The sequence below is a fragment of the Paraburkholderia sp. 22099 genome, from assembly GCF_052045835.1.
Lineage (GTDB): Bacteria > Pseudomonadota > Gammaproteobacteria > Burkholderiales > Burkholderiaceae > Paraburkholderia > Paraburkholderia terricola.
In genome coordinates this window covers 65999-78947 of the sequence record NZ_JBQEPU010000004.1, presented here as the reverse complement: position 1 = coordinate 78947, position 12949 = coordinate 65999, and the positions used below count along the sequence as shown (strand labels likewise).

General features: G+C 63.9%; 10 protein-coding genes. 6 read left to right on the top strand and 4 right to left on the bottom strand.

What is annotated here, in order from left to right; translation table 11 throughout:
- The first annotated feature begins 133 nt into the window (after nt 1-133).
- Nucleotides 134-862, top strand: coding sequence for a DUF899 family protein (locus ACTJLC_RS05635; protein WP_083080984.1), 729 nt, complete (start codon nt 134-136; stop codon nt 860-862).
- A 27-nt stretch (nt 863-889) separates the two neighbouring features.
- Here the strand turns inward: ACTJLC_RS05635 and ACTJLC_RS05630 are convergent, their stop codons facing one another.
- Nucleotides 890-2863, bottom strand: coding sequence for a putative bifunctional diguanylate cyclase/phosphodiesterase (locus tag ACTJLC_RS05630; RefSeq protein ID WP_073429230.1), 1974 nt, complete (start codon nt 2861-2863; stop codon nt 890-892).
- 584 nt (nt 2864-3447) lie between these two features.
- Between ACTJLC_RS05630 and ACTJLC_RS05625 the strand changes: the two genes are divergently transcribed.
- A complete protein-coding gene (locus tag ACTJLC_RS05625) occupies nt 3448-3726 on the top strand; it encodes an HU family DNA-binding protein (RefSeq protein ID WP_006049832.1) in 279 nt (92 codons plus the stop codon).
- 197 nt (nt 3727-3923) lie between these two features.
- On the opposite strand, the gene ACTJLC_RS05620 is transcribed toward ACTJLC_RS05625, so the two are convergent.
- The 3 genes from ACTJLC_RS05620 to ACTJLC_RS05610 all read right to left on the bottom strand — a co-directional run bounded on the left by ACTJLC_RS05620 (nt 3924) and on the right by ACTJLC_RS05610 (nt 6871).
- Nucleotides 3924-5042: a 3-deoxy-7-phosphoheptulonate synthase gene (locus tag ACTJLC_RS05620; protein WP_073429229.1), complete on the bottom strand. Its 1119-nt coding sequence runs from the start codon at nt 5040-5042 to the stop codon at nt 3924-3926.
- Between the two features lie 119 nt (nt 5043-5161).
- Complete coding sequence (locus ACTJLC_RS05615; protein ID WP_143326515.1) at nt 5162-5965, bottom strand: DUF72 domain-containing protein; 804 nt, start codon at nt 5963-5965, stop codon at nt 5162-5164.
- A gap of 177 nt (nt 5966-6142) precedes the next feature.
- Nucleotides 6143-6871: a TetR/AcrR family transcriptional regulator gene (locus tag ACTJLC_RS05610; protein ID WP_083080981.1), complete on the bottom strand. Its 729-nt coding sequence runs from the start codon at nt 6869-6871 to the stop codon at nt 6143-6145.
- A gap of 278 nt (nt 6872-7149) precedes the next feature.
- On the opposite strand from ACTJLC_RS05610, the gene ACTJLC_RS05605 reads away from it, so the two are divergent.
- The 4 genes from ACTJLC_RS05605 to ACTJLC_RS05590 all read left to right on the top strand — a co-directional run bounded on the left by ACTJLC_RS05605 (nt 7150) and on the right by ACTJLC_RS05590 (nt 12941).
- Nucleotides 7150-8331 carry an isovaleryl-CoA dehydrogenase gene (locus ACTJLC_RS05605; protein WP_073429226.1) on the top strand — a complete coding sequence of 394 codons (1182 nt, stop codon included), beginning with the start codon at nt 7150-7152 and terminating at the stop codon, nt 8329-8331.
- A gap of 82 nt (nt 8332-8413) precedes the next feature.
- On the top strand, nt 8414-10021 hold the full coding sequence (locus ACTJLC_RS05600) for a carboxyl transferase domain-containing protein (protein ID WP_083080979.1): 1608 nt from the start codon (nt 8414-8416) through the stop codon (nt 10019-10021).
- Between the two features lie 28 nt (nt 10022-10049).
- Nucleotides 10050-10835: an enoyl-CoA hydratase/isomerase family protein gene (locus tag ACTJLC_RS05595; RefSeq protein WP_083080978.1), complete on the top strand. Its 786-nt coding sequence runs from the start codon at nt 10050-10052 to the stop codon at nt 10833-10835.
- A 90-nt stretch (nt 10836-10925) separates the two neighbouring features.
- The gene (locus ACTJLC_RS05590) at nt 10926-12941 is read left to right on the top strand and encodes an acetyl/propionyl/methylcrotonyl-CoA carboxylase subunit alpha (RefSeq protein WP_083080970.1); all 2016 of its coding nucleotides are present in this window, start codon (nt 10926-10928) and stop codon (nt 12939-12941) included.
- The last annotated feature ends 8 nt before the right edge of the window (nt 12942-12949 follow it).

Sequence of the window (12949 nt, the reverse complement as noted above, 5' to 3'; positions counted from 1 at the left end):
CAAAAATCTTTCTGATCGGCGCTGTCGATTTGACGGCGCGCCATTCGTCGTAGCCGTAGAAGGGCACCAGATCGCTCGCCGTCGCGGCGCGCCGCTGTCGCCCTTGATCCCTTTTCATACGAGGAGATGGCTGATGACCGACCCCAACGCATCCGCACAGACACTGAAGCCGGCCCGCCTGCTGGCCGATTCCCCTCCGCGCTTTCCCGGCGAGAGCACCGAATATCGCCGCGCGCGCAACGCGTTGCTGGCCGAGGAAATCGAGTTGCGCCGCCATATCGAACGCGTCGCCGCGCAGCGCCGCGCGCTGCCGCCCGGCGGTGTCGTGCCCGAGGACTATCGCTTCGAGGGCGAGGAGGGCCCGGTGACGTTATCCGCGATGTTCGGCGCGCATGACACGCTCGTTACCTACAACTGGATGTTCGGCCCGAAGCGGGCACGGCCCTGTCCGATGTGCACGTCGCTGCTGAGCGCATACGACGGCGAAATGCCCGATATCCTGCAACGCGTGTCGTTCGCGGTGATCGGCCGCTCGCCGATCGAGAAGCTGGTCGCGTTCAAGAAAGAGCGCGGCTGGCGGCATCTGCGCTTGTATTCGTCGGCCGGCAATACCTTCAATCGCGATTACGCGGCCGAAGATCCCGATGGCGACGACAATCCGGCGTTCAACGTTTTCACGCGTTCCGGCGACACGATTCGGCACTTCTGGGCCGAGGAGATGGGGCCGTCGACAGCGGACCCAGGCCAGGATCCGCGCGGCGCTCCTGATGTGATGCCGATCTGGACCGTGCTCGACATGACGCCCGGCGGCCGTGGCAAAGACTGGTATCCGAAGCTGGAATACGAAACCGCGCCGCGTTAGTCGGGCTTTCGCGGCGGCGCGCTCGCGCTACGGCCGCGCGCCGAGCGCATAGCTTTGCCCCAGCGCCGTTTGCAGATAAGCGCGGACGGCGCTGGCCCGCATCGGTCTGCCGAACAGATAGCCCTGCACCGCGCGAGCGCCCAGCGCCTTGACCACCTCGGCCTGCGATGACGTTTCGAGCCCTTCCACCACGCATTCGAGCCCGAGATTTCCGCACAGGTCGAGCACCGACTTGACGATCTTCTTCGACGCGCTGTTGGAATCCACGTCGGTCATGAAGCTGCGGTCGATCTTGATCGTATCGAAGGGCAGGCGATGCACGTAGCTCAGGCTCGAATAGCCGGTGCCGAAGTCGTCGAGCGACACGCGGCAGCCGGCCTGCTTGATCATCGTGAGCGCACTGTGGGCCTGCTCGAAGTCGCGCGTCACGGCGGTCTCCGTGATCTCGAACGACACGCGATGCGGCGGCACGCCGCTCGCCAGCACGATATCGATCAGGCGGCGGGCGCGCGCCGAGGTGGAGATATCGATCGCGGACAGATTGAACGACAGATACAGTTCGGACGGCCAGCGTGACACTTCATCGAGCGCCTTGCGCAGCAGCACTTCAGTGATGCGCAGAATCAGTTCGGTGCGCTCCGCGATCCGAATGAATTCTTCCGGCTTGACCGCGCCGAGCCGCGCGTTATGCCATCGCCCGAGCGCTTCCATGCCGATGGTGCGCTGCGTGAGCACGTCGTGGATCGGCTGGAATTCGAGGAACAGCTCCGACTCGAGATCGGCGTGGCGCAGTTCCTGGGTCACGAGACTCGAACGGCGAATCCGCGTTTCGTGTTCGGTCGAGAAGATCACCGGCGTGCCGCGGCGGCTTTCCTTGCCCACGTACAGCGCGGCGTCGGCCCGTTCGAATACCTGCGCGACGGTCGTGCCCGCCTCGGGAAACGCGGCCCAGCCGATCGTTCCCGACAATTCGGCGACATTGCCGGCCACCTGGTACGGCTGACTGAGCGCGTCGCAGATGCGCTGCCCCAACGCCACCAGCGTCTCGTTCGAAAGCTGGTGTTGCGCGAGCACGCCGAATTCGTCGCCGCCGAGGCGCGCGAAGAAGATGCCCGGCTCGGCGAACGCGAGCAGTCGCAAGCCGACTTCCTGGAGGACGAGGTCGCCGCTCGCGTGTCCGTAGATGTCGTTGACCTGCTTGAATCCGTCCAGATCGATCAGCCCGACGTTGAAGCCGCCGCCGCTGCCGAGCGCCTGTTCGGACAGCGCGCGCAACGACGCAAAGAAGCTGCGCCGGTTAGGCAGGTCGGTGAGGCTGTCGATGCTCGCGAGGCGGAAGTTGTCGTCGCTGAGCCGCTGCGTATTCTGCTGGCTCGCCTGCAATTCGCGCTGCGCGTGAACCACGCCGGCGAAGGTCCGGTAATACAGTTCGATGATGAAGGCGAGCGCGAGGCCGACCAGCGTCATGTCGACCGCCATCGCAATGAACACGGGGTAGCCGGTGAAAACCAGAAAGGTCGCGAAGCTCAGGATGACGATCGACAGCAGAAGCAGCGCGGCCGCGCGCAGGTGCATCAGGCAGAACACGCAGCCCACCACGGTGGTCGCCATATAGAACGCGACCTGGGCTTGTTCGTAAGCGGTGCCGTAGGGGAACAGCAGCAGCGACCAGGCGCTGAACGCGATGCCGAAGATACCGGCGAGCCAGATCAGCCTGCGCAGTTCAGGCACGGCCTTGTCGTGCGTGAGAACCCGGCGCCGCACGCGCCACCATCGAACGCAACGGATGACGCAGACCGCGCAGAGCAACACGGGAATGTAGATGGACAACCAGGCGGGCGCGCTTCTCAGATGCGTGACGGCGACGGCCACCGTGTTGACGAACAGCATGAAGTACAGCAACGGTATCTGATGGCCGAACGCCTGAAGCTGCGAACGCACCAGTTCGGGGTCGCCTTCCGCGACAGACAGCGCTTCTTTCAATCTGGCTAGCCGAACCATTCCCATCCTTTAGTGTTTGCGCCGCACACGCAGCTTTATATATCGGCAGTGCCGGTGCGACCTTGAGAGCATTTCGGGTTCGAGATCGGGCCTGAGATCGGGCTCGGCGCAGGGCGGTAAGTACGACCTCCCGGCCATCGGTTGGCGTCATTTGTGCCGCGTGATGTTGCAAGCGCAGGCGGCTTACGGCGATCCGGCGAGCGCCGCGCCTGTTGCAATATGGCGAAACCCGGCGTTTTTTATTTCTCTCCGATTCTTTATTGCCGGGCGTGGCGCCCCGGGAACGTCAGATCGCGACGGTGCAACATAACATGGCAAAAAAGCCTGTCCGCACCGCGCAGGCTTGCGCTAAAGCACTGAAATTGCAACGGATTGTGATATGGCGCGGGCCGCCGTGAAGCGCCGGAAAAACGTAAGCGCTCGATTCTTATGGCACTTTGCGGGAAAAAATCGTCAAATTCCCGCTGGGCGGGTGATACAAGGCTTACACCAAGGTTTGCGCGAATGCGCGCCTATGCGTTAGTGTGTCGGTCCCGGCGCGACAGATGTGGCGCCGGTTCCATGATTACCATACGGGAAGTGCTATGAACAAACAGGAACTGATTGATGCAGTCGCTGCAGCGACGGGCGAAAGCAAAGCGGCCACGGGCCAAACCATCGACGCGATCGTCGAAGCGGTAACCAAGGCAGTGGTGGGCGGCGATACGGTGCAACTGGTCGGTTTCGGTTCTTTCTCGACCGGCGCGCGCGCTGCACGCGTGGGCCGCAATCCGTCGACGGGCGCCGAAATCCAGATCGCCGCAGCCAAGACGGTGAAGTTCACCGCCGGCAAGGCATTCAAGGAAGCCGTCAACGCGTCGTAATGCAACGCGCCTCGCGCCGGAGCATCCACGCGCGCTGCGATAGCGCGCGGCGGACGATGTCTCGGGCGTAAGGAATCACGCGCTGCCCATCCCCGATGATGTAGCCGGATCGGCGGCTGGCGCGGCGCGTGTGTTTCGCTTGCAAGCTGTGTTGCGAACCCGGGTCGTCAACCCGGTTGCAATTTGCCGGCGCGAGATCAGCCCGCGCGGCGTTTGCGGCTTGCTTCGGCGAGGGTGTCGAGCACCGGTTCCGTCTGCGTCCAGCTTACGCAGGCATCCGTGATCGATACGCCGTAACGTAGCGGCACACCGGCCTTCAGGTCCTGACGGCCTTCTTCCAGATGACTTTCCAGCATGACGCCGATGATGCGGCGCTCGCGCTGCGAGAGTTGCCGCGCCAGATCCTGCACCACGTCCAGTTGGCGCAAATGCGATTTGCCCGAGTTCGCGTGCGAACAGTCGACCATGACCTGCTCGCGCAAGCCCGCTGATCTGAGCGCCGCGCAGCTTGCCTCCACCGACGCGCTGTCGTAATTCGGCCCTTGCTTGCCGCCGCGCAGGATCACGTGCGCGTCGTCGTTGCCGCGCGTTTCGAAGATGGCGGCCATGCCCATCTTGGTCATGCCCATGAACGCATGGCTCGCGCGCGCGGCGACGATGGCGTCGGCCGCGATTTGCACGCCGCCGTCCGTGCCGTTCTTGAAACCGATCGGGCAACTCAGCCCCGACGCCAGTTGCCGATGACTCTGGCTCTCGGTCGTGCGCGCGCCGATCGCGCCCCACGCGATCAGATCGGCGATGTATTGCGGGCTCAGCAGATCGAGAAATTCCGTGGCCGTGGGCAAGCCCAGACCGTTGATGTCGAGCAGCAGTTGCCGCGCGAGGCGCAGACCCTCGTTGATGCGGTAGCTGCCGTCGAGGCGCGGATCGTTGATATAGCCCTTCCAGCCCACGGTGGTGCGCGGCTTTTCGAAGTAGACCCGCATCACGATCAGCAGATCGTTCCTGTAGGTGTCGGCCGCGACTTTCAGCTTGCGCGCGTATTCGATCGCCTGGTCGTGGTCATGAATCGAACACGGGCCGACGATCATCACGAGCCGGTCGTCACGGCCGTGGAGAATGTCGGCGATTTCCGCGCGGGTTTTCTCGACGAGCGTCTGCACCGAAAGCGGCACCGGCAACTCGTCTTGCAACAGCGCGGGGGAAATCAGCGGACGCACCGCGCCGATCCGAACGTCGTCGATGCGCGTGGTGTCCTGGGTGGCGTCGGCCGAGCCGACTTCCTGATCGTGCAAAGGATTGTCGATGGCGCTCAAAGTGTTCTCCCGGAACCTGGGTGATGAAGTGGCCTCGCGGCCTGACTGTTGGAATGTCGCTGCGTTTTCAGCTGCCGCGATTATGACATCCGCGCTCCGGGACCAGGGTTACCCGGGCCTCACAGACGTTCGATCAACGCCATGGCCGCAGCCGGATTGCGTTCCTTGAAGCCGCTGATCACGTACAGATAGACGTCGTGTGCCGCGGTTTTCGCGGGCGGCGCGGCGCTCGTTTCCAGGTCGTCCGGGGTCGTGCCCGCCGCGAATCGACGGGCGCGTTCGGCCCACGCGTCGAGCGCCTTGGTGGAATAGCCTTTGGCCTGTTTGTCGGTCGTGCCCATGATGCGGGCGTACACGAATGGCGCGGTGATGTCGGCGATTTGCGGGTAATCGCTGTCGCCGGCCAGCACGACCGCGACCTTGTATTTTCTCGCGAGCGCGATGAATTCCGGCGTTTTGAAGGTGTCGTTGCGGACTTCGACTGCGTGCCTCAGCTTCTGGCCTTCGATACTGGCCGGCAGCAGTTTCAGGAAGGCTTCGAAATCTTCCTTGTCGAATTTCTTGGTCGGCGCGAATTGCCAGTTGATCGGCCCGAGCTTCTGTTTGAGCAGCAGCACGCCGCTTGCGAAGAAGCGCTCGATCGTTTCGTTGGCGTCCGCGAGAACTTTCCGGTTGGTTGCATAGCGCGGGGCTTTCAGCGAGAAGACGAAATCGTCGGGGGTTTCCTGATACCACTTCTCGTAGCTCGACGGTTTTTGCAAACCGTAGAACGTGCCGTTGATTTCTATCGATGTGAGATGTTGGCTCGCGTATTCGAGTTCACGGCTTTGCGTGAGGTCGGACGGGTAGAAGGCGCCTCGCCACGGCGCGTAGGTCCAGCCGCCGATGCCGATTCGGATCCGGTTGCTTTTGGAGGATGGCATTGGGGGTGCCTCGGTGGTGAGTTCGCGTGGGAGGGGTAGGTTAGCGCATTGTGGAGTGGGGTGGTTTTTTGCCAGCGCGGCGCTTGGCGAAGGTTCGCGCGTACGGGGAATGGAATCGACAATTCGGGGTCAAGCGTCTGCCCGTAAAACGCCAGCCCGGCTACAGCCTAACTGAACTTAGCCGGGTTGTTTTCCCGCCGCCTCCTCAAACCGCCGATTAGCCTCGGCCACCTCCACCCTGAACCGCTGCAACGCACTAACCGCCAGGTCAGGCGGCGTAAGCGCGGCCCACAGAACATCGATCAACTGATCCGCGGTCGCGTCGATATCGATACGGCGTTTCGCCAGCGTGGCATCCCACAGCACGTGTTCCATCGGCCCGAACACCATCGAACGCAATAGCCGCAACGGCATATCCGTGCGAATCTGCCCGCTCTCCTGGCCTTGCGCCAGCACGCGCATCAACGGCGCGGTATAGCGGCGTTGCAGGTCCGTCAGCGCCTCGCTCAGTTCGTGATGCCGCGCGCGTCCTTCCGACAGCACCAGCGCGCACAGGTCGGTGCCATTCACCAGCATCAAGCGCAAATGCGTGCGCACGATGAACGCAAACTGTTGCCGCACAGTGCCGTCGCGCGGCAAGCCCGACTCGATCGCCTCGATGATCTCGTCGTACCAATCGCCGATTACGCGCGCGCATAGCTCGCGCTTGCCGCGGAAATAGCTGAACACCGTCGCTTCGGAGATGCCGAGGCGCTGCGCGATCTCCGCCGTCGTCGCGCGCTCGTAGCCTTTCTCGGCGAACACGTCGCGGCCCGCCTGAAGAATCTCCTTCACGCGCTGCTGCGACTTGCGCCCGGCCGGCTGGCGGCGCGAGGCGGGTAACTCAGCCTTCAGGGCAACCGTCATATGAGTCAAGTTCAGATTGATGAGGCGGCAAGCCCCGATAACCGCGATCCTATCACGTCGAACACGAGCGAAAACCACGAAACTCACTTTCTGAGTGACACTCAAAAATACCTATTGACGCTTACGTAAATCTGGCGTGAAATGCGCCTTGAACGTTTCGCGCCTCGTGCGTGGCGAGACGGCGGGCCACAAGGCCATCGCCCTCCGCCGGGCCGCACTCGTACCCGCCGGCGCCCACCGAGGCAGGCCGGCCGCCAACGAACTCTGGAGACAACGCAATGAGCAACCTGCCCGGTCTGCAATTCCCGCTCGGCGAGGAAATCGAAATGCTGCGCGACAGCATCGCGGGATTCGCTGCCAAGGAAATCGCCCCTCGCGCCGCGGAAATCGATCGCACCGATCAATTCCCCATGGACCTGTGGCGCAAGTTCGGCGACCTGGGCGTGCTCGGCATGACGGTCGCGGAGGAATACGGCGGCGCGAACATGGGCTACACCGCGCACATGATCGCGATGGAAGAGATCTCGCGCGCGTCGGCTTCGGTCGGTCTCTCTTACGGCGCGCATTCGAATCTGTGCGTCAACCAGATTCATCGCAACGGCACGGAAGCACAAAAACAAAAGTATCTGCCCAAGCTGGTTTCCGGCGAACACATCGGCGCACTCGCGATGAGCGAGCCGAACGCGGGCTCCGACGTGGTCAGCATGAAACTGCGCGCGGACAAAAAGGGCGATCACTACGTGCTCAACGGCACGAAGATGTGGATCACCAACGGCCCCGATTGCGACACGCTGGTCGTCTATGCAAAGACCGATTTAGAAGCGAATTCGCGCGGCATTACCGCGTTTATCGTCGAGAAAGGCATGAAGGGTTTCTCGGTGGCGCAAAAGCTCGACAAGCTCGGCATGCGCGGCTCGCATACCGGCGAACTGGTGTTCGAGAACGTCGAGGTGCCGGAGGAAAACATCCTCGGTCAGTTGAACGGCGGCGCGAAGGTGCTGATGAGCGGCCTCGATTACGAGCGCGCGGTACTCGCGGGCGGCCCCACCGGCATCATGGTCGCGGTCATGGACGCGGTCGTGCCGTATATCCATGACCGCAAGCAGTTCGGTCAGCCGATCGGTGAATTCCAGCTTATTCAAGGCAAGGTCGCCGATATGTACACCACGCTGCAAGCGTGCCGCGCGTATCTGTACGCGGTGGGCCGGCAACTCGACACGCTCGGCAAGGAGCACGTTCGCCAGGTGCGTAAAGACTGCGCCGGCGTCATTCTCTACACTGCGGAAAAAGCCACGTGGATGGCCGGCGAAGCGATCCAGATTCTCGGCGGCAACGGCTACATCAACGAATATCCGGTCGGCCGTTTGTGGCGCGATGCGAAGCTGTATGAAATCGGCGCGGGCACGAGCGAAATCCGCCGCATGCTGATCGGCCGCGAACTGTTCGCCGAAACGGCTTGATCCAAAGTACCGCGCCGCTCATTGAGCGCGCGCCTGAAAAAAGCGGCGATAGCAACCACCTCGCATGGGGAGAAGCCACGCAATGCCGATCATCGAATCAAAGCTGAATCCGCGCTCGGACGACTTTCGCGCCAACGCGGCGGCGCTCGAAGCGCTGGTCGCCGACCTTCGCGCGAAGATCGAGGTGCTCGCGCTGGGCGGCGGGCAAGCTGCGCGCGACAAACACACGGGACGCGGCAAACTGCTGCCGCGCGAGCGCATCGAAAAACTGCTCGATCCGGGCACGCCGTTTCTGGAGTTCTCGCAACTCGCGGCCTATGGCATGTATAACGACGACGCGCCGGGTGCGGGCGTCATCACCGGCATCGGCCGGATCGCGGGGCAGGAGTGCGTGATCGTCTGCAACGACGCGACGGTCAAGGGCGGCACGTACTATCCGGTCACCGTGAAAAAGCATGTGCGCGCGCAGGAAATCGCCGCGGAAAACCGCTTGCCGTGCGTGTATCTCGTCGACTCGGGCGGCGCGAACCTGCCGAATCAGGACGAGGTGTTCCCCGATCGCGATCACTTCGGCCGCATCTTCTACAACCAGGCGAATCTGTCGGCGGCGGACATTCCGCAGATCGCCGTCGTGATGGGCTCGTGCACGGCGGGCGGCGCCTACGTGCCGGCCATGAGCGACGAGTCGATCATCGTCAAGAATCAGGGGACGATTTTTCTCGGCGGCCCGCCGCTCGTGAAAGCGGCAACCGGCGAAGTGGTGAGCGCGGAAGACCTGGGCGGCGGCGACGTGCATACGCGCCTTTCCGGCGTGGTGGATCACCTCGCGCAAAACGACGCGCATGCGCTGGCGATCGCGCGCAGCATCGTCGGCAATCTGAATCGCTCGAAGCAGGTGCCGCTCGCGTTGCAGGAGCCGAAGCCGCCGCGCTACGACGTGAAGAGCATGTACGGCGTGATTCCGGTGGATACGCGCAAGCCTTTCGATATCCGCGAGGTGATCGCGCGCATCGTCGACGATTCCGCGTTCGACGAATTCAAGGCGCGTTACGGCGCCACGCTCGTCACGGGCTTCGCGCATATCTGGGGGCATCCGGTCGGCATCGTCGCGAACAACGGGATTCTGTTTTCGGAGTCGGCGCTCAAGGGCACGCACTTCATCGAACTGTGCTGCCAGCGCAAGATTCCGCTGGTGTTCCTGCAGAACATCACGGGCTTCATGGTGGGCCGCAAATACGAAAACGAAGGCATCGCGCGCAACGGCGCGAAGATGGTGACGGCGGTGGCAACCGCGAAGGTGCCGAAGTTCACCGTGATCATCGGCGGCTCGTTCGGTGCGGGCAATTACGGCATGTGCGGCCGTGCCTATTCGCCGCGCTTTCTATGGATGTGGCCGAACGCGCGCATTTCGGTGATGGGCGGCGAACAGGCGGCGTCGGTGCTGGCCACGGTCAAGCGCGACGGGATCGAAGGCAAGGGCGGCGCGTGGAGCGCCGAAGAGGAAGAAGCGTTCAAGCAGCCGATCCGCGAGCAATACGAACATCAGGGTCATCCGTACTACGCGAGCGCGCGCCTGTGGGACGACGGCGTGATCGATCCGGCGCAAACGCGCGACGTGCTCGGTCTCGGCTTGTCGGCCGCGATGAACGCGCCGATCGAAGACACGCGCTTCGGCGTGTTCAGAATGTAATAGCGCGGCACGCGCGGGAGCGGCAACGATGCAATACGAAACGCTGAACCTCGGGATCGACGGCCGGGTCGCCACGGTCACGCTGAATCGCCCGGACGTGCGCAACGCGTTCAACGAAACGATGATCGCGGATCTGACCTCGGCCTTCACCGCGCTGAACGATCGCGACGACGTGCGCGCGGTCGTGCTCGCCGCGAACGGCAAGGCGTTCTGCGCGGGCGCGGACCTGAACTGGATGAAGAAGATGGCCGGCTACTCGGACGACGAGAACCGCGCCGATGCGATGCGGCTCGCGCACATGCTGTCGTCCATCTATCGCTGCAACAAGCCGGTGATCGCGCGCGTGAACGGCGACGCCTACGCGGGCGGCATGGGGCTGATCGCGGCGTGCGATATCGTCGTGGCGGTGGACAGTGCGCGCTTTTGCTTGTCCGAGGCGCGGCTGGGTCTGATTCCGGCGACCATCGCGCCTTATGTGATCCGCGCGTTGGGCGAGCAGGCATCGCGCCGCTACTTCACGACGGCCGAGCAGTTCGATTGCGCGACGGCGTGGCGTCTGGGTCTCGTCAGCGAAGCGGTGAGCGCGGAGCAACTCGACGCAACCGTCCAGCAAATCGCGGCAACGCTCTGCGCGAACGGCCCGCAAGCGGTGCGAGCCTGCAAGCAGCTCGTGCAGGACATTGCCGGGCAGGAGTTAAACGAGGCGATGATCGAAGACACAGCGACGCGCATCGCCCGCATTCGCGCCAGCGCGGAGGGCCGCGAAGGTGTCGCGTCGTTCCTCGAAAAACGCTCGCCCGCGTGGCGTGACTGAATGCGCAACTGGAGCGCAACGCACCCAGGCGCAAGCGCAGGCGCTCAGCACGACAACAGCCCCGAACCCGACACTTCATCGAGACACTTCATGTTCAACAAGATCCTGATTGCCAACCGCGGCGAGATTGCGTGCCGCGTCGCCGCGACCTGCAAGCGGCTCGGCATCGCGAGCGTGGCCGTGTATTCCGATGCCGACGCCGACGCCAAACACGTGGCCGCGTGCGACGAGGCGGTGCACATCGGCGGCGCGACGGCGGCGGAGAGCTATCTGCGCATCGAGCGCATCATCGAGGCCGCGCGCGCAACCGGTGCCCAAGCGGTGCATCCGGGCTACGGCTTCCTCTCCGAGAACGAAGACTTCGCCTACGCATGCGAAAAAGCCGGCATCGTCTTCATCGGCCCGCCGGTCGAGGCCATCGCCGCGATGGGTTCGAAGGCGGCGGCGAAGGCGCTGATGCACGCAGCCGCGGTGCCGCTCGTGCCCGGTTACCACGGCGACGATCAGGACACGCAGTTGCTGCATCGCGAGGCGGATGCGATCGGTTATCCGGTGTTGCTGAAGGCGAGCGCGGGCGGTGGCGGCAAGGGCATGCGCGTGGTCGAGCGCAGCGAGGAGTTCGCCGCCGCGCTGGCCTCGTGCAAGCGCGAGGCGGCGAGCAGCTTCGGCAACGATCGCGTGCTGATCGAAAAGTATCTGACGCGGCCGCGTCACGTGGAAGTGCAAGTGTTCGCGGATCGCCACGGCGGCGCGGTGTATCTGTTCGACCGCGACTGTTCGGTGCAGCGGCGTCACCAGAAGGTGCTGGAAGAAGCGCCCGCGCCCGGCTTGCCCGCTGAAACGAGGCGCGCAATGGGCGAGGCGGCGGTGGCCGCGGCGCGCGCGGTGAATTACGTCGGCGCGGGCACGGTCGAGTTCATCATGACCGGCACGGGCGATTTCTACTTCATGGAAATGAACACGCGCCTACAGGTCGAGCATCCGGTCACGGAGATGGTGACGGGGCAAGATCTCGTGGAATGGCAACTGCGCGTTGCCGCCGGCGAAGCGCTGCCGCTCACGCAGCGGCAGTTGACAATCGACGGTCATGCAATCGAGGCGCGCATCTACGCCGAGCATCCGGCGCGCGGCTTCTTGCCGTCGACGGGTACGCTCAAGCATCTGCGCATGCCCGAGGCCGTGGAATTCACGCTGGGCGAAGCGGACCGCAAGGCGCCGGTGCGCATCGACAGCGGCGTGCGCGAAGGCGACACCATCACGCCGTTCTACGATCCGATGATCGCCAAGCTGATCGTCCACGGCGCCACGCGCGAGGACGCGCTCGCGCGTCTGAATCGCGCGCTGCGTGTATGCGAGGTGGTCGGTCCGCATACCAACGTCGAGTTCCTGCAACGCATCGTCACGAGCGAGCCGTTTGCAACCGGCGACCTCGACACGGGTTTGATCGAGCGTCATCACGATGCGTTGTTCGCGCCGGTGCGGAAGCCGCCGTTCAAGGAGGCGCTCGCGCTCGCCTGCGCCGCCTTGCTCACGCGCGAGGGCGGCACCGCGCACGGCGCGTCGCCGTGGGACGCGTTATCGCATTGGCGCCTGAACGGCGGCTATACGCAAACGCTCGGCTGGCGCGATGTCGATAACGAAAGCGCATTCACCGTCACTTTTGCGCGCAACGGCGGCACGCAAACGCTCGAACACGACGGCGTGCGTGAAGACTTCACATGGTCGAGCGGTGCGGGCCGGCACGAGTTCCGCGCGACCCTCGGCGATGCGCGCGTGACGGGCCGCGTGTTCATCGACGGCGATACGTTCCATGTGTTTTGCCTGGGCGAAGCCCTGGCATTCGAGTGGCAGAATCTGCTCGCGCATGCCGCGGACGCCGAAGGCCACGAAGGCCGTTTGACCGCGCCGATGCCGGGCAAGGTGATCGCGGTGCTGGTGGAACCGGGCACGGTGGTGGAGAAGGGCACGCCGCTGATCGTGATGGAGGCGATGAAAATGGAGCACACGATCGGCGCGCCGGCGGCGGGTACGGTGTCGGAAGTGTTGTATGCGGTCGGCGACCAGGTAGCCGACGGCGCGCAGCTTCTGGTTCTCGACATGCAATGACCTCGTGG